This window comes from Anabaena sp. UHCC 0204, assembly GCF_009711975.1.
Taxonomy (GTDB): domain Bacteria; phylum Cyanobacteriota; class Cyanobacteriia; order Cyanobacteriales; family Nostocaceae; genus Dolichospermum.
Genome location: NZ_VIKW01000007.1, coordinates 52,727 through 76,753, shown reverse-complemented (window position 1 = coordinate 76,753; position 24,027 = coordinate 52,727). Strand labels below are relative to the sequence as shown.

Here is a 24,027-nt window from a genome sequence, read left to right as displayed (position 1 = left end):
AAGTCGTAAATAAAGCCCCGAATCGTTTTCCTTGCAGGAATTAGCAGTTCCCAGAATTAATCATGATTGGGTTATTTCTATCCGCTTGAAAACCGGTTTAGGTGTCCCCAACTGTTGTTTATCGGATAATATCCCCCATGTTGCATGAGTACAAAAAGGTGCGGAAATTGCACTTTCTTTTTGTTCATTAAAGTTTATTCCCCAGCCTAATTGCTGATAAATATCACTGCTGATATTAGGAATAATAGGTGATAGAAGATAAGCTGCTAATCTGACGGATTCAAGAACTGCATATAACACTTCTTCCACTTCTTCCTGCTTTCCTTGTTTATATAATGACCAAGGAGCTTGATCATCAATAAATTTATTACTAGCTTGTACCAGCGATAAAACATAGTGGCAGGCTTCATTGAAAGCTAATACTGTATATGCTTGTTTCACCTTTTCCCCCAACTGTAACCCCATCACCTTTAAAGGATTTTCAGCCGGAATAGCTGACTGGGTAATTGACGGTACTTGACTAGCGCAGTATTTCTTCACCATGTTTAAAGTGCGGTTTAACAAATTACCTAAATCATTCGCTAAATCTGCATTCAAAACATTAATGAACCTAATTTCATTAAAATCGCCATCTTTGCCAAATTCGATTTCCTTAAGGAAGTAATAACGAACGGCATCACTACCATAATTTTCCACTAAAGCGATAGGATCTAGAGTATTACCTGAAGTTTTCCCCATTTTTTGACCGTCTTTAGTTAAAAAACCATGTCCAAATACTCTGTCTGGTAAAGGTAAACCCGCTGACATCAACATTGCTGGCCAGTAAACCGCATGAAATCGTAAAATATCTTTACCAATCAAGTGCAGGTTAATCGGCCACCATGTCTGTAAAGCATTGGCTAAAGTTGGTTCTACATCTGGTTCTAGCAGTGCTGTCACATAACCCAGCAAAGCATCAAACCATACATATAATGTATGTTTAGGATCAACGGGTACGGGAAAACCCCAATCCAGATTTACCCGCGAAATTGAGAAATCCTGTAAACCTTGAGCAACAAAATTGAAAACTTCATTCCGGCGGCTAATCGGTTGGATAAAATCTGGGTGGGTTTGGTAAAATTCCTCTAGCTGGGTTTGATACTTAGATAAGCGGAAGAAATAGTTCTGCTCATCTCGCCACTCTACTTGTTTGGTAGTATGAATGGGACAATGTTTATCTGCGAGTAAATCCCGTTCTTCCTTAAATTCTTCACAGGAAACGCAGTACCAACCCTGTTGTTGTCCTTGGTAGATGTCACCAGTTTCCCAAACGCGCTGAAAAAATTCTTTGACGATCGCTTGGTGACGGGTTGCAGTAGTCCGACTAAAGCGATCGTATTGAATATCTAGTACATCCCACAAGTGGATAAAACTAGGGACAATTCCATCACAAAAATCTTGTGGTGCTTTACCTAAACTGGCTGCTGAACGCTCGATTTTTTGACCGTGTTCATCTGTACCTGTAATTAGTAGCACTTGATCTCCCTGTAAGCGTTTGAACCGAGCTACTACATCTGCCGCTATAGTTGTATAAGCACTGCCAATATGGGGGACATCATTGACATAGTATAATGGTGTCGTCAGTGCAAAAGTCTTTTCTGTTTTATTCACTAGATTCATGGACAATAAAAGCAAATTATTAATTAGTTTTCTCTGTTAATAATCTAGATTATCTAGACAAAACTACGCAATTATATAACATTGCTACTGTTTTTTTCAAATTACACCTTGATGGTAACAAATTTATAGAGGCAAGATTTTTTTGATGACTTCTATAAATCCACCTGATTTATTGTCAAATCAGAGAAATTTGTTGCTAATAATCATGGTAAAACCTGTTTCTTTCATTGATAGTCTCAGAGAATACACTAACCCAAACTCTATAAATATCCCTATTTATATGGATATGATTCAACATCTAAAATTCTCCAATTCATAATTAACAAGACTTTTCGTTCCCAATACTTGTCGGTTAAGGGGGAAAGATGAAGGGAAAAAGAGGAGGGAAAACCTTGACTCTTTAACTTCTTCCTAAACCGACTTCATAATTACCAATTCTTAAACGAGCCGGATGGTGTTCGTTTCAATCTTGAGTATTTTCCGAACTTATCAAGAAAGAATTCAGAATTAAGTTCTGTATGAACAGGAAATTTATCAATGCTTTATATATGGCAATCCTCTTTAATTTAAGTTCATAAATCGTTGCGGAATGCTATATTATTTGCAATGCCAATGTGACACTATTGCCAGCTAGGAGGATTTGACGCTTTCACATACTTATATATGATGAATACAAATCGCCATAAATTCTGTAATCATGGTTTCAGAGTCGGTTATTTTTTATCTGGAAAGGTTGATTTTAGGAAAGAGGAAAAAGTCCAAAATTATCCCCTAATTCCCATCTGGATAACGGAAACGGTAAAGTTAAAGATAGAATAGATCAATAAAAATAAGCAAAATGCCAGTAGTTGACTCTAAGCCTTGTTTTTTAATTCCAAACCCTGTACAATCAGATTCTCCCTTATTTATATATTTACCAGGAATGGATGGGACTGGTAAATTATTGCAATCTCAAATGCCTGAATTAGCAATGGATTTAGATATTCGTTGTTTGGCTATACCTAAGAACTATCTTGCTACTTGGGATGTTTTAGCCAAGAATGTTTTAGACTTGATTCATGCCGAATTGGAACAAAGCTGTCAACGCCAAATCTACCTATGTGGTGAATCTTTTGGTGGTTGTTTAGCGATGAAAGTAGCAACCCAATCACCGCATTTATTTAAACGCATTATCCTCATTAATCCTGCTTCGGCTTTTCAGCATCACCCTTGGTTTAATTGGATATCTCAAGTTACTCACTTTGTCCCATCATTATTATTTAATGTTGGTGCATTAGGTTTATTACCATTCCTAGCATCACTAGAACGAATTTCTAAGAGCGATCGCCTGATCCTGCTCACAACAATGCGTTCTATACCACCAGAAACTATCAACTGGCGGTTATCATTATTACGAGATTTCCAAATTGATAAAAAGCAATTACAAAGCCTCACACAACCGGTTCTATTGATTGGTAGTGGTAGCGATCGCTTATTACCTTCTGTTAGTGAAATCGCCAGATTAGCGGAGATTCTACCAAATACGAAAACGTTTATCTTACCAAATAGCGGTCATGCTTGTTTGTTAGAGACAGATGTAAACTTGTATCAAATCCTGAAAGAGAACGATTTTTTAGGGTGTAATCTACCAACAACTTCCCAATTTGCTACAAAAATTATAGAAGGCCAACAAATTGATTTGTCAGCCTCTGAAGTGAATAGTATCGCTGTTTCCAGAATGTTTACCAAAGGTGTTCCTAGAGGATGATAATAAGAAATGTCAACAATTTTGAACATTCTTAGATCAAAAACACCAATCTGAAGTTCCGTCATAGTTTCAGGTTGTTACCTATGGGCTTTCAGATTTCCTGGATGATTCTGTAAAACGCGTTTACCTTTTGTAGATGAATACTCAGTATCTTTAGAAGTTTGCATAGACTGCTTGACAAGAGTAGCTAGTTCTTCTAACTGATTAATTGCTTCTGCACCCTCTAATTTCATTAATTCCCGATCATCACGCATTTCTGTCCACGTAATTCCATAATCCGATACCAGAAAGCGAATTAGATGATTGTCTCCTAAACTCACCATAAAAGATGCGCTATTCATCTGATTGCCGCAAGTATAGCAGGAAGCAAGATAACCATGCCGTTCTAGTACAATCGCCAAGGCTTGTAGGTTCATTACCAAATCTTGTACGAATTGTCTGTGTTCATTTGCCAATCTCAAAAACACTTTTGTCCTCCAGACACCACAGTCATTTGAGTTTATTTTATATTTTCTTTAGATTCTCTCACAAACTTGTATTGTATAATGTAAAACACAATTTTTATTTGCTTGTGAGTTCGTTAATGACCTTGTTCAGGTTAGTAGATAACGATTTTTTAAGCGGTATCAAACCATGCAATTTTACAAGCACTTAGAGTAGACAGAGTTACTAAAATTTACATTTTTGCCACTGCTATCTATACAAAATCGTACTTAATAAAATTAAGACGTTTCGTTTTCAGCCTAACTTAAATCCACTGATAGTCAAGTTCGCTAAAGCTGTATATTGTACCATCACAGATGATGTACAGCCGACTTGAGATGATTTATTAACTCTAACGTCTATTTTCGTTGCTTATATTTTTCTCCATTTCAAATAAACCTCAAATCATATTACATAGACTGAGATTAACACAAGTGTTGATTATACTTAATTAAATGTTCGCTCAAATACATAAATCCATACAAATTATCAAATCTTCTTCCCTGATATAGCAGAATTCACTGAGTCAGATGGAAAACTAGCCTGATATTTGATAGCAGAATGTAGCATATTTTGATTCTCAGTTGCGAGGGGATTTAATCATATCTATCTTTTTTAGATTTAATCACTTCAATGACATTATCATGATCTTGACCACCAATAATATCTTTTAAATGAATTTTGCCTTCAATATACTGTAAATGAATTCGCCAACCAGATATTTTATCAATATCAGCCCGATAGATAGCTTGTTTAATACCTGTGACTTTATGCAATCTAGTTTTAGGAAAATTTCTAGTTCTGTGACATTCATTGTCTTCTAATTCTGCCAAAGCTTGAAGAAAATGAACTTTCAACTCTGTTGGTAAAACCTTCATTGCTTCATAAATAACGCCATATTCATCTAACAGCGGTTTAATTTGTGCCATTGGCAAGAATAACAGCTTCTAATTCTTGATTTTCTTCTACTGTAAAATCTTGATAAATTAACTCAGCTACAGCGTTATATGCTTTTTGAGCATCTTCTAATTTAACTAATCTGAATAAAGTAATCACTGTACAATCAAAGATTGGATCATCGTCAATAGTTAAAATTACTCTTTGAATATCATTGATTTTCAAGGCATATATAGTTGAATCATAGGAGTGATTGAGTTTGATATTTCTGAGTTGTTCGCTACTTTGATAAAATAACATCTTATCCAATGATAATGTTTCAAAATACCGATTCATCTCTTTAATAACTTTAAATTTTTCCGTATCATTAAATTGTTCTAAATCTTTTTCAAAGTCTTTTGTCGAATCAATGAGTATATCCACAGTTTGAACTCCTGAGTCGAAATTATGCGGTTGTGTATTACTGTAAATTTAACTTTAGATATACAGGCAATATGAGAATTCTGATATAATAGAATAATTCGATTATATTGTTAGTTAACTTTTTTGACAAGATCAACAACTATTGTATGTTTACATCTGACACAGATTAGTTTATTCGTATACAAGAAATAATAATTCCCGGCGTACTGCCAGTTTAGGCATATATGAGTGGCATTTGTGAGACAATTTCTGTGTTGAATTAAAAATAATTATTTAATCTGTCAGTAACCCAGCCCTAAAGGGACTGGGCTTGCAAGAGTAATCAAGTAAGCCGTGCTGACCAGACCACCCTGAGTTTACTCTCACGGTAGCCGTTATTTGAGTCACGACACCCTGTGGATGCGTAGCTAGTCCCCTGCTCTGTCGCTTGTGATTAAACAGTTCTAAGGTCACTGGAACAGTGTTGCAAGCCTAACAAGCTCTGATAACTGGTCAAAGCTAACATTACCCCAGAAATGGGAGGCACTTCGGAGCAATACATTATGCGTACAGAGTTGGAAAATTTGAATCGGTAATTGTCCCGTTGAAAGTACATCACAAAAGTACCCCAAATTTTCCGATTCCAAGGCGGTAATGAAGAAATATTCAAAGCGGTTAAACCCGCTTGAGTCGCGGCTGGTGAGCTGCGTCGAACCATCCCTCTCAGCACTAAAGTGACTGAGTTTCCCACTTACCGCGAGGTCTTATGAGCAATCAAACTTCTATTCCCGTTATTGTCAATGGTGCTGCTGGTAAAATGGGACGTGAGGTAATTAAAGCAGTAGCCCAAGCATCTGATTTGATTTTACTGGGTGCAATTGACACGACTCCTGAACATCAAGGTAAAGACGCTGGGGAACTAGCGGGTTTAAGTGAACCCTTAGAAGTTCCAATTACCAATCAATTAGAACCGATGTTGGGGTATGTAGCTGGGGAAAGACAGATGCAACCGGGGGTATTAGTTGATTTTACCCATCCTGACGCAGTATATGACAATATTCGGAGTGCGATCGCCTATGGAATTCGTCCAGTTGTCGGTACTACAGGTTTAAGTCCAGCACAACTCCAACAATTAGCCGATTTTGCCGAAAAAGCTAGTACCGGTTGTCTAATTATTCCTAACTTTTCCATTGGCATGGTACTACTACAAGAAGCCGCAGTTAGAGCTTCCCAGTATTTTGATCATGTAGAAATCATCGAACTTCATCATAACCAAAAAGCCGACGCTCCCAGCGGCACAGCAATTCAAACCGCCCAACTCCTAGCGGAAATGGGTAAAACTTTTAACACCGCCATTGTGGAAGAAACTGAGAAAATAGCCGGGGCTAGAGGCAGTTTAGCAGACGAAGGGATTAGAATTCATAGTGTGCGCTTACCAGGATTAATTGCCCACCAAGAAGTAATTTTTGGTGCAGCCGGGCAAATTTATACCTTACGTCATGATACAAGCGATCGCGCCTGTTATATGCCAGGAGTATTACTAGCCATTCGCAAAGTCAACCAGCTAAAGTCATTAGTATATGGATTAGAAAAAATTCTTTAGAACTACGATTTTCCTATCTAAAAGCCAAAAATATGCTCGTCCCCCTAACTCGCCAAAAATTTGAACAAATCATTCCCCTCATTGCGTCTGGTCCACAATATAAATACTATTGGGGGAAGTTCAGTAATTCTTTGCAGCGGATACTAATTTCCGTAGTTACCGTAGCTGTGCTTTTGCTAATACAATTCTTGTTCAGAGTAGAATTTGGGTTAATATTCGGTTTTGGTGTATTTGGTGCTTTTTTTTGGCTCTGGTATCCCATATTCCAAGCGAGTATCCGCAATAAAAAATGTCGCAGTTACAAATATAGTGGGTTTTTCCGGGGACGAGTGCTAGATTGGTGGATCACAGATCGGTTAATGGGCAAACAGGAAACCGTTAACAGCAAAGGTGAGTTAGTAATTATCGAAAACCGCGAAAAGCGGATTAACTTAGAAATAGGCGACGACACAGGATTTAGTGTTGATTTTGAAGCACCACTACGTCCTGCCCACAAAGCGATCGCACGTGGTCAAATAGCCGAAATGGTGGTCATGTCAAATCGCCCTGATTTAAGCACAATAGAAGAATTCAGCGATATATACATTCCTAGTCGTGACCTATGGGTTAGTGATTATCCCTATGTCCGCAAAGACTTTTTTAACGAAGTCAGTATGCGCTTACGTGAAGGACAAGAAAGAAAACCCCGCCGCCGTTCAGGACGACAGGGAAATAGGGAATAGGAGTCAGTTGTCAGTTGTCAGTTGTCCGTTGTCCGTTGAAAATATATTCTCCCTGCCCCTCTGCTCCCCTGCCCCTCTGCCCCTCTGCCCCTCTGCCCCTCTGCCCCTCTGCTCCTCTGCTCCCCTGCTCCCCTGCTCCCCTGCTCCCCTGCTCCCCTGCTCCCCTGCTCCCCTGCCTCCCAGAGCCTCACCCACCACCAGTTCTATCTTGTCCATAGGCTTGCCAGGCTAAATCAACTAAGCCATCAACAATAGCCGCAGCTACGACGGCATTGCCCTTGCGGCCTTCAATAGTGATATAAGGAACTAGTGATTCTTGCAATCGTTCCTTAGCAGTTTCTAAATTAATAAACCCTGCGGGAGTAGCAATTATTAAAGCCGGTCTGATTTCCTCAGCTTCAATTAATTCAACCAGTGCAGTTAATGCTGTTTGTGCTTGACCAACTACAAAAATCCCTTCTGGATAACGCCTAGCTAGGGTTTCAATACCCCAAGCAGAGCGAGTTTTTTCCTTTTGGGGTCGTGTTAGTGCTTCCATACTGCAATACACTGGATTAGAAAAAGTATTTTGAATGTCATAAGCTATACCAACTTGCACCATGGGCGCGTCTACCACAATAGTAGTTCGTGCTGCTAGGGCTGCTGCTCCAGCTTGTAAGGCTTGTTCTGAAAAACGTATTAAGGATTTATACTCAAAATCAGAGGTGGCGTATACTACTCGCCGGACGATTTCATACTCTGCTGGTGAAAAAACATGATCACCAATTTCACTATCAATAATTGCCAAGCTTTGAGCATCAGTTACGTGCCATTCCATTGCTATTTAGCTTCTCATATATTAGCTTTTAGCTTATCAGTTTCCGTGCGTAGTCATGAGTAATTGGTCATCAAAAAGAATTTATTCCCAATCTCCAATCCCTAGTCCCCAATTCCCAATCCCCATAATCGCTATGACATTTCAGGATTCTGCACTAGAAGAAGGACGACTGAACGCAGGTGATAAATAAGCTACTAAAGCACCAATAGCAAAAGCGGAAATATTACGAACGAGAGGCAACCAGTCGCTTGTACGGGTAATAACTGGGGCAATACCAAAGGCAATAAACAACATTCCCCATAAAGGTGAGAAAATTAACGCCCATTGCCAAGCTACTATTTGTTTGTCGTTCCGGGGTTGAGCCGCAAAACCACAAATAATGCCACCGACAGCGGAGGTAACAAGGGTAAGTATCCATTGTTCTCTAGGTAGTCCAGGAACTACATTACAACCCCCTTTGAGTAAACAACCTTTAACTGAATCTAAAGCTTGAAGAATGGCTTGGTCTTCTCCTTCTTCGCGGACAAAGTATAAGTTACCAAAGCGGGTTTGGAGTTCAATCCAGAAGGTGCGGGGTAAGAATTCATAAACTGCATCACCAACGCTAAAGCTGAGGATGTTACCACCACGAGCATCTGCTACTAAGAGAATGCTTTTGTCATCTAAACCCCAATATTTAATTACTGCTCGGCCTGGAGTGCGGTCATATTGAGTTAATACGCGCAATTTCCAACCAGTATCAGTTTCAAATTGCTCCAATTCTTTAACTAGCTTTTCTTCTTGGGGGTCAGGGAGAGTTTTTGCTAAATCTACTACTGGTGTTACAAAGCCGGGTAGTAAATCGGGATTTTCATAAGCTAGGGCTGATGGAGAATTAATTGCCCAAATTGAGCCAGCAAAGCAGAATACGGCAATTGATACTAAAATTCGTCGCCAAAAACACAGGTGCATGAACGTTTTTATACTATTGTCAAGAGTAAAATGGAACAAGTGCTTTTCAAAGAGTAAGGTAAAAGTGATACTTCTTTACACTTCTTTACTTTACTCTAATAATTGATATCTCAACAAAATCTGATTTGGAAATTGGGGAATGGTCAATATTTTTGATTCATCCTTCATGCCTTTTTGATTCCCGTTCTCGTAATGTTAGAGATGGTTTATCATTACTTGATAAGCGTTCAGGATTTCTTCTGACGGGTTTTTTGCGAGTAAAGCTTTTCCAAGCTGCTTTAAAGCCAACTAGGACGCTCCGGGTGCTAATTTGAATATTTTCTGCTTGTTTTTTGGCGCTATCTAAACTTTGATCAAATTGTTTAACAACTTGACTGGCGCTTTTGACACCTTCGCTGACATCATCTGTTAAGTCTGTTATTTCTAAGCTGGTGTTGCGGATAGCATTGAGAGTAGGTGGCAACTCGCGTGAAAGGGTATCAAAGAATTTTTCAGCACTGCGAGCAGCGCGGGCTAATTCCTGCAAGGCGGGTATGGCTGCTACCAAAACGGCTGTAAGGCTTGTAGCAACGAAGAGGATGGATAGTCCCAGCCAAAATAAAGGATCAATCACGGTTATGCCATTTTATAAACGTTCTAGTTTTGAGTCAGAGTATCGGCAATGTCGGCGGTACTGCTGATATCAACAGTATTTTGCTTGTTGAAATTTTGGCTCTCGCGCTGGGTAGCATCTATACCTATAGCGATCGCTTCCCGAAATCTATCTACAGTATCATCAAAATTTCGCAAGGTGCTGCTAGAAAGACGATCTGCTTGAATTTGCACGCTAGTAGAGATATCTTCGGCTAATTCGGGGATAGCATTGGCGGATTTTTTAATAAGTTTACGGGTTTCGCGTCCTGCTCGTGGAGCAACTAGCAAACCGGCTAGAGTGCCGATAGCTGCTCCTAACATCAAACCACCAATAAAAATTCCAGAACGGTTGTTAGACATTTTTTTATTTTCAGCCTATTTTCTTATTACCTACTTTACCAAGGATTCCCAATCATAGTGAAAGCAGACCAGAAGTAGGGATGTTGTAAATCTTTATTGCCAATTCTCTTCAATAGGGGTGGTAAATTCACATCACCGCGAGAAATCCGTAATTTACCATCTTGGATGCGGACTTCTCCTGTTAACATAGCAATTTGAGCTTGCCTTAATGCTTCGGCTTTAATTGGTGATGTTTTTAACTGTTTATAGAACTCACTCATTAATCCTAAAGTACCTTCATCAGAAACATACCACAAACTCGCCAATGCAGACTTAGCACCAGCCTGGACTGCAAAACCGGCAAAACCTAATTCAGCTTGTTCATCTCCTATGGCTGTCCGACAAGCACTTAATACGACTAATTCCACGGGGGGATTATTCCAACCCAATTGTCGTAATTGATTCATTTTTAACCGAGTATCCCACAACTGGATATAGGAGTTACTTGCGGACCCGCTTTGAAATTCACCATGAGTAGCTAGGTGAATAATGCCATAAGGGATTTCTTTTCTCTGGTTTTGGAGATTTTTGAGGGTAAAGCTTTCATTTAAGAATGATTTTCCTGTCCATAGTTGGTTGGTAATAGCTAATAATTCTGTAGGTACGGCGGGTAAGGGATCTTGATCAATGAATGTGGAAGCACCCATACCTAGAACTTGAGCTTTTTTAATATCAACATAGTTGGTATCAGTGAGGCTCAGACTCGGCATTAAACCAACACTGTAACGTTCTACAAGATGTTTTTCACCATCATACAAGGCAGCAATGGGAAGCGATCGCAATCCCCCATCCATGATAAATACTAAATTATCTATTTTTTGCTGTTGCAGTTCTGACTCTATGGGTTGAATTAGCCAGTCGTACAGTTGTTTTCCTGGCTGCTTATAGTTACGACGGAAGGTGTTATCTGTAACGGCGCTTCTAAAGCTTCTGGCGACTTCTATAACTTGAGAACGAGTCACATTGATGACTTTGCGAATTGGTTCACCCTTGCTAGTGATAATTAATAATTCTAAGCGATCGCTATCAGATTTGAGAATTTGTGATGCTTCACCTGAGATAGTTGTCGGTACAAAATTGACATATATAAGTGCTGGCTGAACACCAGTTGCATTATTAATTTTCGACAGGATTCCACGGGATTCATTCACAGATACAACTTCAATATTTTCTTCAATTGATAAATATTGTTTAAACTCAGCCGTAAATTTTTCATCAATTTCTCCAGGGAAATTGGTTTGATTTTCTTTATATATGGAAGTTTTACCTAAGTTTGTGTCAATAATTGTCGTGGGTTCAAAAGAATTATCCTCTTGACTTTGATTCGTTAAACTAAAATTTGCCGGAGTTAAAATCCCATTATTAGCACTAATGCTGTAACTCCCAGCAATAGAATTTGCTGTCACAGGAATAGATACAATTCCGCTATTATCAGTAATTAAAGTATTACTACCAGTAAAACTTGCACTTGCACCACTACCGGGAGCATTAAAAGTCACACTTACATTAGGAATTGCTTTATTAAAACCATCTTCTGTTACTTCTGCCTGTAAATTCGTGCCAAAAGTAGTATTTACAGTGGTACTTTGTCCCGAACCAGCAATAGGCGTAAGGGTATAACCCACTACCTCAAATGCCCCAATATCCGGTGCTGCACCTTGAAAACGACTAATACCACGTTGATCTGTAGTAAAATCATTATCTAAAATAGCGGTATTAATAGCAGGACTATCTGGTAATAAAGCCATGGTTTGAGTTGTACCACCATAATCTCCTAATACTGCTAATTTAGGATCAATTGGTGCAATATTAGAGCCTACTAAATTACCATTGTCGCCGTTGTTGATACCAATCCCAGTACCATTACCAATGAGATTGTAGTTACTCGGAGAATCAACACTTCCAAAAATATCAGGACTTGTAGAGCTTGTATTACCTGCTACAATAGTATTTTTAAGTAAGATGTTTCCATCACTTGAGTTGTAAATACCTCCACCAAGATTAGTTGCAGTATTACTACTTAAAGTACCGCTGATAACACTTATAGTTCCAGCAAGATTATAGATAGCTCCACCGTCAGTTGCTTGATTACCACTAAAGGTACTATTACGAACAAATACTATACCACCGTCACCACCTTGGTTATAAATAGCACCGCCATCAGATGTGGATGAATTTCCACTCAAGGTACTATTGTTAATGGTTACTGTACCAAAAGAATTATAAATAGCACCACCATCAGATGTGGATGAATTTCCACTCAAGGTACTATTGTTGATAGTTACTGTGCCAGAAGAATTATAAATAGCACCACCATTGTTGATTGCAGTGTTATTACTAAAGATGCTATTAGTAATATTTACAGTTCCACTTGAATTGTAAATAGCGCCACCGTCAGAAAAAGCAGAATTATTATTATTAAAGGTACTATTAATAATATTTATAGTACCACCTGAATTGTAGATAGCACCACCGTTAGAAGGAGCAGAATTATTATTGAAGGCAAGGTTATTAATATTTAGTGTATTTGAGGTTGTGTTATAAATAGCACTACCATAGAAAGAACTTGCATTGCCATTAAGAATAGAAAAGTTATTGAGAGTAACTGTATCAGAACTAGATATCTGAAACACAGAGTTATTGTTCTGAGCATCCAGTATTGTATTAGTTAAACCAGCCCCATTTATAGTCAAGGGTTGATTAATAAAGACTGTATTCCCTGTATAAGTACCTGCACCCAGGTTAATTGTTGTACCTCCTGCTACAGTACCAATAGCATTAATGGCATTCTGAATTGAACTATTAGGTGCTATTGTTTCTGGATTAACCTGATTTATGTTAAACGTCAATGCACCCGTGCTATTCATATTAATTGTGCCATAGGGACCCCGAAAAAATCGCCGTCCCGTCAGTGTTAGAGATGCACTTCCTCCTAATGTTTGACCAATGGAATTAGTCAACGTAATATCACCACTACCACCTGTACCACCAGCAGTCGTGATAGTGACATTTGTACCACTATTTAAAGCCGATTCGATGGTAGTGGGAGCAATGGTACTATTAGTGGCTGGATCAAAAATACCACCAGTTAAAGTTCCTGTACCAGCAGTGACAATATTGATATTAGTCGGATCTAGTAACCAAGTTCCTGCTTGTCCATTGCTACCACTAGCATCAACTGTTGCACCATTGACATCTAAGAAGTTTTTACCAGAAGTTTCTACGAAACCACCATTAACACCTTTGGCGCTAATAGTACCAAAAAAGCGGGTAGCATCATCCGCCCAAACTATGACTTTACCACCGTTTTGTAAGCCGTTAGCAGTAATAATAGAGTCACTGCTAACAAAGGTACTGGTTGCTGTGGGGACTGTTCCCTGTCCTTGATCATCTCCCCCTATCAGAACCGTACCACTGTTGACACCATTAGCATTGATGTTGGCATTGAATAGGGCTATGCGATCGCCTAAAATCTGAATTTCTGGTGTAGTATTATTAGTATTATTAGTATTATTAGAGTTAGCAACTGATATTTCTCCACTAACAATAGTTGTACCAGGATTAGTAGGAATAACTGTATTTGTACTCGTCAGCTTAATTTCCCCATTTTCTACAGCAAATCCTGTTGCAGCAGCAAGATTTCCACCCGTAAGCAGTTGTGGTAAAGAAAGAGGTGAGAATACTTGAGGATTAATTTGAGATTGTGTATCTAGTGGTAAATCTACACTCAATAAACTATTTTCTGGAGTAATTCTGACAATTTTCTCTCCAGGGACTGCCATAATTTTGATGTTACCACCAGGAGCAGTTATTGTCCCTGTATTCATAACAGTACCACCTAATAAGGTGAGACTTTGCCCTTCCCCAACTGCTAAATTTCCGGCATTAAAAATACTACCTGGTTGATTAGTTGTAAAACCAAAACCTGTAGGATTACCAAGTAAATTACTATAATTATTTGTACCAATAGCATTAAACCATTGATTGTTAGCAAATTCAATGCCATTAGCTGTAGTTGCGGTAAAGGCAGCAGGAACATTTAAACTAGAATTTCCACCAAAAATAATTCCGGCTGGATTCATTAAATATAAATTGGCATTACCACCTGTTACCTGAATTAAGCCATTAATTACAGAAGCATTGCCACCTGTTACCCGTCCTAAAATATTTTGAATTTGTGGGTTAGCAAGAAAATTAGCAGTTTGATTGGCATCTAATCCAAATTGGGAGAAACTGTGGAATAAATTAGTATTATCACTGCTTAAACTTCCTCCACTAATATTAATATTATTGTCCTGATTATTAATAATTGTGCCTGTACTATCATTAGCTGGTGTAATTGATTGTGCTTGGGCAAAGTTGGGAAATAGCCCCAATAATAAAGGGATAAAACTGGCAGCTAAAGAACTTCTCCAAGATTTGCGGCGTTTTTGGGCTTTAACTACAGCTTTGTAGGAGTCTTTAATTTGCTGATAACTCCGTTGCCAAGATAGGCTATTTGGATGGCTACGATAATAATAAAGTGGTTTAAATATATGCTCAACTTTTGCTATTTCGGAAAGTCGCATACATAAATCGTAATCTTCTACTTCTAAAGATTCATCAATTCCACCCGCTAATTCAAATACTTCTCGACGGATTAGCCGAAAGTGGAATGTCATAAACTTATTTAATAGTTCTTCCCGATTGTAGGGAAAAAGACAACGATAACCATAGCTAAGAATTGTGTCTTTTTCGTTAATATCTAAATAATCGGTGTAAACCCAACCAATATCTGGTTTTTTATCTAAAACTGCCGCAGTTTCACTCAGTGCTGTTGGTGCTAGTAAATCGTCGCTGTCTACCCAAGCAATATAAGGGGCTGTAGTTTGGGAAATTGCTAATTTTAAAGCTAATCCTCGTCCCAAATGTTTTGCAACTATTACCCGTACCCGCTGATCTCGTTTTGCATACTCACGGGCTATTTCTACGGAACTATCTGTTGAACCATCATCCCAAATTAGGAGTTCAAAATCACCCCTAGTCTGAGTTAAAATACTCTCAATAGTAGCAGCTAGATAGCGATCGCGGTTATAAGCTGTAATGACAAGGGAAATGGCTGGTAGCATAAAATTTCTAATATCAGACTTTTGATGTCATCAAAAGATTATATCCCATCTTCCGCACCCCCTGGTGTCACAATCGGTTTTTTCTGATTTTTCTCCACATTTAATGTTTGATTTTTGACAAAACCCAACTAATATTCGTAGGCGATAGGGAAGCGCTGCTGCAAGCAGTTCGCCAATCCCATATCTCCAAACGACCAATTTCCGTTGTGTGACAATTTAGGGTGCGGAAGGTAGGATTTAAGTTACCTGCGATTATTTTTATTTTACTTTCTCTGGGTAGGGATTACTAAAAGCAGGGTTTTTAACAAACTCTTCATCAGTCAGACTTCGCAAAAATGCCAGTAAATCCTGTTTTTCAGTGTCACTTAATTTAAAACCACTAATAAACTCACTTTTGAAAGGATTTGTATTGCCGATTCCGGCAAACTCCCCTGTTTTAATAGTTCTTCCACCTGCTTGATAATGGTCAATTACTTCTTCTAAAGTCGCTATACTCCCATCGTGCATATAGGGAGCAGTGAGGGCAATATTACGCAAAGTAGGAGCTTTAAAACGACCCATATCTGTTGGTTTAGAGGTAATTTCATAAACACCAGTGTTATCTGCTGGATAAGAACCTTTACCATCAATGTTATAAAGCCCAGTATTGTGAAAAGCAATTTCTTGAAAGGCTAATTTTTCGTGCATGACTGAATCTGTAAAATTAATTCCACCATGACAGTGAAAACATTCTAAATTTTCGCTATTAAATAGTTTTTCACCCCGTTTTGCTGCTGGAGAAATGGCATTAGTATCACCACCAAAGCGATATTTATCATAGGGAGAATTCACGGAAATTAAAGTGCGTTCAAAAGCTGCTAAAGCTTTAGTAATATTATTGAGATTAAGAGGATTTTTCTCATTTCTAAAAGCATCTGTAAACATCTGCCGATATTTCGCGTCATCTCGCAACATTGCTAATATTTGTTTCTCCCTTCCTACCATCCCCATTTCCACTGGATGTTCCCCAAATATTGGCACTAAAGCTTGATTTTCCAGCTTTGTAATTAAAGGGTTAGCCCAAGTTAATACAGGGTTATAGGCAATATTAGCAAGACTCATAGAGTTACGAGGGTGTTTTTCCCCAGTTGCTCCCACAGCTACTGTTTTACCATCAGTAAAAGCCAATTTTTGGAGATGACAAGCAGCACAGGAAAATTCACCTGTAATTGATAAACGTTGCTCATAAAAAAGATGTCTTCCCAAGTCCACTTTTTGGGAATTCATGGGGTTATCGGCTGGTACTATTGGTTTAGGCATCCAAACTGGAAGATTCCAGTTATATGCTGAAGTTGGAGATGCAGAAATGGCTGTACTCAGTCCAATTGATAAACAAACTGAGAACAAACAAATTGTCAGCAAGGTGAACCAGCGAGATAATTTCATTCAACTCTAAAAAATTTCTGTTTAGCAGCAGGTTTACCATTAAAAGGTAGACCGAAATTAGTCATAATCACATTGCAGTCACTATCATCTGGAGATGACATACAACCGGGGGGAGTATTTTTTTGATTAATTGTTAAATTTGTGCTTCGTATTAAGGATGCAATATCAGCAATTACGACATTTTTATTAATATCAAACTTGGTAAAAATGACTTTTGAGGTATTCAAATTACTACAAGTTGATGGTTTTTGACTTCCTTCATTTGCTTGACAACCAGTGCTACCCAAATGAATTGGGAAACCCTGAGCTTTTTCACTTTTTTCACCATGCTTTACCTGAGAATTATGAGTTTGTGTTTTCCAATCCAAACGAGCAAATTTATAACCAAAAAGCCAATTCCACCATAAAGAAGTCAGATTTAATGGTGAAGGTGCGGTGACAGAATCAGCATGATTAAGATTGACAGGAACACCTAAAGTAAATTGTAACCCTTGATAATTACCTTTGGGTATTGTCCCCATAATTTGATTGCGTGTTTCGACTGTACCATTAATGCAGCCACCAGATTTATTTTCAAAGTCTAAGAGAGCGACATTTTGATATTGCCATTTTCCATCCTGTGTTAAATTCACAGGTATAGATTTACCATTATTATCAATTAAGGCAATATCAGATACATAAAAACGGAAGTCATCAGGAGTAACTTTTGTGGCTGGTTTACCTAAAGTATAGGTTTTACCGCATTCAAAAGGTTGTTTACCCACTCTTGCTTGAAAATTAATTGTTACTTCTTGGGTGTTAGTAGTTTGAGCTACAGTTTTGGTAACGCCCCAAAAATTTCCCGCCAGAATAATTCCTACCATTGTGGTAGATGTTAATAATAATTGCCGTTTCATGGTTATTTGTATGAATACATGAATTTAGTCTGAAAGTAGGTGTATCTCTAATGTATTCAATTTTCAGTTAAATAAATCACTAAGTCAAAAGACAAGCTGTCAAACTTGATTTTCGATTTTGTGGGTTTGGAGAAATCGCTACATATTTAAATCAAAAAAAGCCCTAGTTTAAAAAACTAAGACTTCATGTGAGATTATTTAATATTTTCCTAATTTAATTAATGCTTTTTTTATTGATTCAAAATCTGATTTACAGGTTTGTTAACCATGCAATCAAGCCATTTCCAGTAATCGCTTCTACAGCTATGAGTGAAACGAAGCCAATCATTGCTAAACGTCCATTCAGCTTTTCTGCGTATTCTGTGAAACCTGTTCTTGGGGTTTGGTCTACATATACTTTGGGTTCAATTGCAAAGCTGTTGAGTTGACCGAGTTCGTTGGTAGTAAAGCCTTTAACTGTCATGTTTTTTTCCTTTTTGTTTTCTTATGTAAATAAATATAACATTTCGTAAATATTTTTTGCAAGGGCTTGACATGATAAAAAAAATACGGTAAGCCGTACTAAATATCGTTCGGTATACCGTATAATCAAGTTCGGTTAGAATGCGATATTATTCGCCGTAATGACTACTAACTACTTTGCCTCGAAATACCCTATATAGATAGGCATTATAGAACAGCATAATCGGTACAAAAAAGCCAATGAAGGTAATCATTAAAACTTGAGAACTAAAGGAAGAAGCTGCCTCAAAAATGGTGATTTGGGTGGGAATAATGTAAGGAAAGATGACAAAAGCTAAACCCACAGTTGTAATTAAGAATACCACAACTGCCCAAATAAAAGGTGTCATCTCCAGACGAGCATTGATGCTGTAAATTAATCGGCTAACTGCTAAAAGAGCCAGTATAGGAATTAACGCAAAGATAAATACTTCTGGTTGATGAAACAAGCGATCGCGTATATTTTCATAGTACACGGGAACAGCAGCAGTAATCACAATTGCCCCAATAACTGTCGCCCAAGTTGATAATAAAGCTGTGCGATAGTAGGTTTTTTGTAGTTCACCTTCTGTTTTGATAATTAGATAGGTTGCACCAATCATCACATAGCCTTGCATGACAGTTAAAGCTACGAGAATTGATGGTAAATTTAACCAATCCCAAATCCCACCAATAAACGCACCTGTACTATCAACTTTGATTCCAGCTAAAACCCCGCCCAAAATTAATCCTTGGGATAAAGTAGCTAGTAAACTACCACCGCCAAAGGCAAAACTCCAAAAAGTTTTATTGTGGGAATGTTCTCGAAATTCAAATGCAACCGCCCGCAAAATAAATCCAATTACCATGCAGGTGATTGGAATATACAGAGCATTAACAATTGTGGCATAAGCCAGAGGGAAAGCCCCAAATAAAGCCCCTCCAGTACACACTAACCAAGTTTCATTAGCATCCCAAACACTGCTTAAAGTGTTAATCAAGATGCCTTTTTCTTCCTCATTCTTGCGTCTTAAAGTTAAAATTCCCACTCCTAAATCAAAACCATCAGTAATCAAATAAATGGAGAGAAATAAAGCAATAATACCAAACCAAACTATCGGTAATATTCGTTCCAATGTGTCCATTAAACCTCTCCTTCCTGAATTTTAGTTCCTACAATTTCACCCACAAATTCTCTTTTATTACTACCTGTTGGTAGTGGTAATTCCAAATTTGGACCTTGGCGAACAATGCGACTACCAAAGTACAAAGCAGAACTAAATAACAGCAAATAGATAACTATATAAGCTATCAATGAAGTGAGAACCGTATTTGCTGGGAGATGAGAAACTGCATCTGCTGTTCTAATTTTTCCGTAGACAGTCCAAGGTTGTCTTCCCACTTCTCGCACTATCCAACCAAACTCCACAGCCAGATATCCTAAAGGCGCGGCAAATACCCAACCTCGCATCAACCAACGTTGTTTAGTGATATTTTCTATGGCAAGTTTACCGCGTAACCATTGAATAACACTGAACAACATTAACCCACATAAAAAGAAGCCAATTCCTACCATGATCCGGAAAGAATAGAAAATAAGACTGATAGCATGAGGTCTATCTTGTGGTTGCCATTCTTTTAAACCTTTCACTGGTTCAGAAAGAGTAGGTTTCATTTCTAAGATGTAACCTAATGCGTGAGGAATATTCAGTTCCCAATGATTTTTATCTCCAGCTATATCAGGTGCAACTAACGCTGTCCAAGGTGCAGATTCTCCGGCGGGAATAGTATCCCAAATTGCTTCTATTGCAGCTAATTTTGTGGGTTGGTTGTGATAAACTTGTTCACCACTGATATGACCAACAAATAGTTGTAGAGGAGTGACAAAAATAGCTAGAGCTAAAGCCAATTTGAAAGATTTACTGAAGAAAGCATGATGGCGATTCTTGAGAATATACCATGCACTAATACCACCAATTACAAATAGTGCAGTTTCTAAAATCGCCAAAACCATGTGAAACCAACTACTTAATGCTGCTGGATTAAAAATGGCTTGGATAAAATCATGGACGATGAATTTACCATTCACCATTTCGCCACCAGCAGGTGTTTGCATCCAAGAATTAGCGACAATAATCCAAAAAGAAGATAGACTTGCACCGACAAAAACCATGATTGTTGATAGCAAATGTAACCAACTAGGTACACGATTCCAACCAGAAATCATGATGCCTAAAAAGGCAGCTTCTAGCATGAATGCCATTGTGCCTTCAAAGCCTAAAATTGTGCCGAAAAAGTCACCAACAGCTACAGAAAATGGAGACCAATTAGCACCAAATTCAAATTCTAAAGCAACTCCTGATGCGACTCCACACCCAAAATTAAGAATGTAGATTTTTGACCAGAAACGCGCATGACGGTAGTAATCAGGGTTTTTTGTGAGCAACCAGAGAATTTCTACTACTACCAAATAACCCGCCATGCCGATGGTTAAGACAGGCCATAACATATGAAATATGCTAGTCACGGCAAATTGTATGCGTGACAATATAATGGGGTCTGACAAAAATCCCATAACTACCTTCTCGTGAATAAACAAAATTTAGGGCGATGAGTTGTAGATATAGCCCATATTTCTATTTATGACTTTTTTTATGATTTCGTCAAAAGACAATTTGTCAGAGTAAAAATAAATAGATTAATTATAATTTTTGGTATATCAAATATCTTAATTGTCAGTTATTTTGTTAGCAATAATACTTTTACTCTGTTCCATAAATGTTGAATTGTATTGTTGTTAGTAGTTGGTTTTTCTGTCTAACTCTGGGGTAAGTTCGGCTTTAACTATAGTCCATGCTAGGTAAACATCTTATTTGACGGCTTGTCTTTTGACAAACTGACTCGGTAAAGTAAATAATCCTACCTGGAGACTTGGGACGTAATATCTCTAGTTATTTTTTCGTGGAATGTGGGGGGTAGCTTTGAAATTAAAACAGTGTGTGTTTATAAGTGTGGCAAGTACGATTTGTTTGTTGATAACTCAAAAAGCAAATGCAGAAACTGTTCCCAGTGGAGTTATTACAGATATTCCGCGACTAAATGATGTTGAACGTCCGAAAACAAGTATTAAAGATTGGTTAGCACAGGAATCTCAAACATCTCAAGTTTTGCAAATAACTGGTGTACGACTGCAAGAAACAGAAGCCGGTTTGGAAGTTGTTTTAGAAACCCCAATTGGAGAATTATCCGCACCAGAAAGTTTAATTGATGGTAATGTTTTAATTGCAGATATACCAAATGCGGTACTAGCTTTACCAGATCAAAAAGAGTTTACAACAAAAAATCCAGCAGCGGGAATTGCGGCAATTACGGTTACACAACAAGAAAATAACCAAGTCCGAGTTTTAGTAACTGGAATTGAAGACGCACCAACACTACAGATAGGTGCAAATAACGGCGGTTTAACTTTAAATATATCTGCCGCTACATCAGAACCAGATATAGAAATAACCGTCACAGCCCAAAAGCGGACAGAAGACGCTCAGGATATACCACTTAGTCTGACAGTAATTCCACGTCAGCAACTCGAAGACGGTCAAGTTAGTTCTTTCTCTGGTATCGCCAACAACACACCCAACTTTACCTTTTCTTCCTCTTCATCCGGTAGTGCTGAATACAATTACTATAGTATGCGGGGTTTAAGTAATTTCAATGCTTTTACCAACCAAGATACTGTAGCTTTCTATATTGATGATGTCCCTTTTGATTACGGTGGCTTTTTAGACCTGGGCTTGATTGATTTGGAACGAGTCGAAGTCCTACGCGGTCCCCAAAGTACCCTCTACGGGAGAAGCAGTCCGGCTGGGGTAGTGAACGTGATTTCTCGTCAACCGACTCAAAAGCCGGAATTTGGAGTTTCAGCTAGTTATGGCAGCTACAACAGCCGTGAATTGCAACTTTCCCTCAGCGATGCGGTAATTCCTGATCAGCTATCATTTCGACTAGCTGGTGCATACAACGCACGGGATGGATTTATTGATAATACGACACTGAATCGCACCGTTGGCGAAGTATCAAAAGTAGCAGGACGGGCGCAAATTCTTTGGACACCCACACCAGAATGGAGCGTGTCTTTCAATACCTATGCTAGTGATAGCGATGGTGGCAACCCTACCTATAATCTCCGTAATGCCCCTGATCCATTTCAGATCGATCAAAGTGTGGATGGTTTTGCGCGGTTAAGCAGTAATACCCAAGCCTTGAAAATCGGCTATGATGGTGCTAAATTTCGGGCTACGTCAATTACAGCCCGGCGTTTTACCAATCAATCCAATTTCCTGGGAGATAACTTTGCTGAACTTGATCTACTCAGGCAGATTATAGATATTAATTCCACCGTTTGGTCACAGGAGTTACGTTTTCAGTCCCCTGAAAGTGCAGACCGTTTGCGCTGGTTACTTGGTGGATATTATGAAGGGCGTGATTTTAATGTTGTTAATGATACTATAGAACGAACAGCAACAGCCGCCGCCATATTTGGTTTACCAGAGGGACGTAATCGTGTTTCAGCAGAACAATCTCGCCAAACTTATGCAGTATTCGGTCAATTAGACTACAAACCTATTGAACCCTTAACTTTATTTGCTGGTTTGCGTTATGAAACTGCGGATAGCACCCTTAGCCGTCGTCGTGTCTTGGAAACGCCTGGTGGTGGAGTTATCCCATTGAGTGCTGAATTAAAAGGTGCAGAAATAAGTAGTAGTGCCTTAATTCCTCGTTTTGGGTTGCAGTATCAAATTACGCCAAATTTAATGGCTTACGGGACAATTGCCCAAGGCTATCGCCCCAGCGGACTCAATTACCGCGCTGACGACGACGCAACCCGTCAATATCGAGAAGAAAAATCTTGGACTTATGAAGCGGGTTTAAAGTCTTCATGGCTGGATAACCGCTTGACTGCAAATTTATCGGTGTTTCGGACTAATGTGAATGACTATCAAGTTTTGCTAACCGATAATGATGGATTTTTCCGCGATATTGCCAACGCTGATGTGGATATCACTGGATTAGAGTTTGAACTAAAAGCCCAACCTGTCAAGGGGCTAGATTTAATTGCTGGTGTGGGTTATGTAGATAGCAAATTTCAAAACTACACCAATCCATTTACAGGCATAAATTATAGTAATAATCGTGTTCCTCTTGCACCAGAATTGACTTACAATTTAGCGATTCAATATCGCAGTGCAGGGGGTATTTTTGCCCGTGGAGAATTGCGCGGTTATGGCACAAATTATTTTGATGATGCGAATGAGATTAAACAAGATCCTTTTGTATTAGTGAATGCTAGGATTGGTTATGAGTGGAAAAAGTACGGTATTTATTTATTTGCTAACAATTTGTTTGACACTCGTTATATTAACTCTGGTTTCTTTTTCCCACCGCCTAATGTAACCGCAGGATTTGGTGATCCGGCAATGTACGGTGTGCAAATAAAGGCGAGTTTTTGATTTATAAATAGTATAAAATCGGTAATGCACTATGATCAAGAATTTGGTGCGTTACGCGATCGCTAACACCGAAACAAAACTTATACCACCATTATGCAATGCCGAAAATTGCTGTAAAAATCAAAATCCCGCAGCGATCGCACCGCAATAATTTAGGTTGTATTACTATAGTGCTATAGTTATCCAATCAATTCTATAGCAATTCCCATTCAAGTGAGGTACAAGCAGTAATAATTAAACGCAGATGGACGCAGATAAACGCAGATAATTTTGTACTTCATTAGACTGGAAAACGCTA

Annotated in this window: 18 protein-coding genes; 4 read left to right on the top strand and 14 right to left on the bottom strand. The window is 38.5% G+C overall.

Going from position 1 to position 24,027, the window contains the following annotated elements:
* Positions 1 to 60 precede the first annotated feature (60 nt).
* The gene (gene metG / locus FJR04_RS07875; protein ID WP_168493363.1) at positions 61 to 1,659 is read right to left on the bottom strand and encodes a methionine--tRNA ligase; all 1,599 of its coding nucleotides are present in this window, start codon (positions 1,657 to 1,659) and stop codon (positions 61 to 63) included.
* Positions 1,660 to 2,497: 838 nt separating this feature from the next.
* Between metG and FJR04_RS07870 the strand changes: the two genes are divergently transcribed.
* Entirely contained in the window at positions 2,498 to 3,406 is a 909-nt protein-coding gene (locus tag FJR04_RS07870; protein ID WP_168493362.1) for an alpha/beta fold hydrolase, read from the top strand.
* Between the two features lie 77 nt (positions 3,407 to 3,483).
* Here FJR04_RS07870 and FJR04_RS07865 read toward each other — a convergent pair whose 3' ends face one another.
* The 3 genes from FJR04_RS07865 to FJR04_RS07855 form a co-directional block, all read right to left on the bottom strand.
* The gene (locus FJR04_RS07865) at positions 3,484 to 3,873 is read right to left on the bottom strand and encodes a DUF1815 family protein (protein ID WP_168493361.1); all 390 of its coding nucleotides are present in this window, start codon (positions 3,871 to 3,873) and stop codon (positions 3,484 to 3,486) included.
* Positions 3,874 to 4,485: 612 nt separating this feature from the next.
* Positions 4,486 to 4,818: a hypothetical protein gene (locus FJR04_RS07860; protein WP_168493360.1), complete on the bottom strand. Its 333-nt coding sequence runs from the start codon at positions 4,816 to 4,818 to the stop codon at positions 4,486 to 4,488.
* Positions 4,805 to 5,209 (bottom strand): hypothetical protein, encoded by a 405-nt coding sequence (locus tag FJR04_RS07855; protein ID WP_168493359.1) that lies wholly within the window; start codon positions 5,207 to 5,209, stop codon positions 4,805 to 4,807. The genes FJR04_RS07860 and FJR04_RS07855 overlap by 14 nt, the downstream gene beginning before the upstream one ends.
* Positions 5,210 to 5,954: 745 nt before the next feature.
* On the opposite strand from FJR04_RS07855, the gene dapB reads away from it, so the two are divergent.
* The gene (dapB, locus tag FJR04_RS07850; RefSeq protein WP_168493358.1) at positions 5,955 to 6,791 is read left to right on the top strand and encodes a 4-hydroxy-tetrahydrodipicolinate reductase; all 837 of its coding nucleotides are present in this window, start codon (positions 5,955 to 5,957) and stop codon (positions 6,789 to 6,791) included.
* A 32-nt stretch (positions 6,792 to 6,823) separates the two neighbouring features.
* Positions 6,824 to 7,513 carry a phosphate ABC transporter permease gene (locus tag FJR04_RS07845; RefSeq protein WP_168493357.1) on the top strand — a complete coding sequence of 230 codons (690 nt, stop codon included), beginning with the start codon at positions 6,824 to 6,826 and terminating at the stop codon, positions 7,511 to 7,513.
* A 187-nt stretch (positions 7,514 to 7,700) separates the two neighbouring features.
* On the opposite strand, the gene FJR04_RS07840 is transcribed toward FJR04_RS07845, so the two are convergent.
* The 10 genes from FJR04_RS07840 to FJR04_RS07795 form a co-directional block, all read right to left on the bottom strand.
* Positions 7,701 to 8,330: a precorrin-8X methylmutase gene (locus tag FJR04_RS07840; protein WP_168493356.1), complete on the bottom strand. Its 630-nt coding sequence runs from the start codon at positions 8,328 to 8,330 to the stop codon at positions 7,701 to 7,703.
* A 141-nt stretch (positions 8,331 to 8,471) separates the two neighbouring features.
* On the bottom strand, positions 8,472 to 9,281 hold the full coding sequence (locus FJR04_RS07835) for a TPM domain-containing protein (RefSeq protein ID WP_168493355.1): 810 nt from the start codon (positions 9,279 to 9,281) through the stop codon (positions 8,472 to 8,474).
* A gap of 157 nt (positions 9,282 to 9,438) precedes the next feature.
* A complete protein-coding gene (locus FJR04_RS07830; RefSeq protein WP_168493354.1) occupies positions 9,439 to 9,894 on the bottom strand; it encodes a DUF948 domain-containing protein in 456 nt (151 codons plus the stop codon).
* Between the two features lie 23 nt (positions 9,895 to 9,917).
* On the bottom strand, positions 9,918 to 10,274 hold the full coding sequence (locus FJR04_RS07825; RefSeq protein WP_168493353.1) for a YtxH domain-containing protein: 357 nt from the start codon (positions 10,272 to 10,274) through the stop codon (positions 9,918 to 9,920).
* 35 nt (positions 10,275 to 10,309) lie between these two features.
* Entirely contained in the window at positions 10,310 to 15,421 is a 5,112-nt protein-coding gene (locus tag FJR04_RS07820) for a CHAT domain-containing protein (protein WP_168493352.1), read from the bottom strand.
* Positions 15,422 to 15,679: 258 nt separating this feature from the next.
* Positions 15,680 to 16,846: a methanobactin export MATE transporter MbnM gene (locus FJR04_RS07815; protein ID WP_168493350.1), complete on the bottom strand. Its 1,167-nt coding sequence runs from the start codon at positions 16,844 to 16,846 to the stop codon at positions 15,680 to 15,682.
* Positions 16,843 to 17,742 (bottom strand): MbnP family copper-binding protein, encoded by a 900-nt coding sequence (locus FJR04_RS07810; RefSeq protein ID WP_168493348.1) that lies wholly within the window; start codon positions 17,740 to 17,742, stop codon positions 16,843 to 16,845. Before FJR04_RS07810 ends, FJR04_RS07815 begins: the two co-directional genes overlap by 4 nt.
* Positions 17,743 to 17,992: 250 nt before the next feature.
* Entirely contained in the window at positions 17,993 to 18,205 is a 213-nt protein-coding gene (locus FJR04_RS07805; protein WP_168493346.1) for a chlorophyll a/b-binding protein, read from the bottom strand.
* 148 nt (positions 18,206 to 18,353) lie between these two features.
* Positions 18,354 to 19,367: a cytochrome d ubiquinol oxidase subunit II gene (gene cydB / locus FJR04_RS07800; RefSeq protein WP_168493344.1), complete on the bottom strand. Its 1,014-nt coding sequence runs from the start codon at positions 19,365 to 19,367 to the stop codon at positions 18,354 to 18,356.
* A complete protein-coding gene (locus FJR04_RS07795) occupies positions 19,367 to 20,797 on the bottom strand; it encodes a cytochrome ubiquinol oxidase subunit I (protein WP_168493342.1) in 1,431 nt (476 codons plus the stop codon). The genes cydB and FJR04_RS07795 overlap by 1 nt, the downstream gene beginning before the upstream one ends.
* Positions 20,798 to 21,188: 391 nt before the next feature.
* On the opposite strand from FJR04_RS07795, the gene FJR04_RS07790 reads away from it, so the two are divergent.
* The gene (locus FJR04_RS07790) at positions 21,189 to 23,729 is read left to right on the top strand and encodes a TonB-dependent receptor domain-containing protein (RefSeq protein WP_168493340.1); all 2,541 of its coding nucleotides are present in this window, start codon (positions 21,189 to 21,191) and stop codon (positions 23,727 to 23,729) included.
* Positions 23,730 to 24,027: the final 298 nt, after the last annotated feature.

Coding starts and splice junctions, on each gene's coding strand:
- metG (WP_168493363.1), bottom strand. CDS start 1,659: ATGAATCTAGTGAATAAAACAGAAAAGACTTTTGCACTGACGACACCA.
- FJR04_RS07870 (WP_168493362.1), top strand. CDS start 2,498: ATGCCAGTAGTTGACTCTAAGCCTTGTTTTTTAATTCCAAACCCTGTA.
- FJR04_RS07860 (WP_168493360.1), bottom strand. CDS start 4,818: ATGGCACAAATTAAACCGCTGTTAGATGAATATGGCGTTATTTATGAA.
- dapB (WP_168493358.1), top strand. CDS start 5,955: ATGAGCAATCAAACTTCTATTCCCGTTATTGTCAATGGTGCTGCTGGT.
- FJR04_RS07845 (WP_168493357.1), top strand. CDS start 6,824: ATGCTCGTCCCCCTAACTCGCCAAAAATTTGAACAAATCATTCCCCTC.
- FJR04_RS07840 (WP_168493356.1), bottom strand. CDS start 8,330: ATGGAATGGCACGTAACTGATGCTCAAAGCTTGGCAATTATTGATAGT.
- FJR04_RS07835 (WP_168493355.1), bottom strand. CDS start 9,281: ATGCACCTGTGTTTTTGGCGACGAATTTTAGTATCAATTGCCGTATTC.
- FJR04_RS07825 (WP_168493353.1), bottom strand. CDS start 10,274: ATGTCTAACAACCGTTCTGGAATTTTTATTGGTGGTTTGATGTTAGGA.
- FJR04_RS07820 (WP_168493352.1), bottom strand. CDS start 15,421: ATGCTACCAGCCATTTCCCTTGTCATTACAGCTTATAACCGCGATCGC.
- FJR04_RS07815 (WP_168493350.1), bottom strand. CDS start 16,846: ATGAAATTATCTCGCTGGTTCACCTTGCTGACAATTTGTTTGTTCTCA.
- FJR04_RS07810 (WP_168493348.1), bottom strand. CDS start 17,742: ATGAAACGGCAATTATTATTAACATCTACCACAATGGTAGGAATTATT.
- FJR04_RS07805 (WP_168493346.1), bottom strand. CDS start 18,205: ATGACAGTTAAAGGCTTTACTACCAACGAACTCGGTCAACTCAACAGC.
- cydB (WP_168493344.1), bottom strand. CDS start 19,367: ATGGACACATTGGAACGAATATTACCGATAGTTTGGTTTGGTATTATT.
- FJR04_RS07795 (WP_168493342.1), bottom strand. CDS start 20,797: ATGGGATTTTTGTCAGACCCCATTATATTGTCACGCATACAATTTGCC.
- FJR04_RS07790 (WP_168493340.1), top strand. CDS start 21,189: ATGTGGGGGGTAGCTTTGAAATTAAAACAGTGTGTGTTTATAAGTGTG.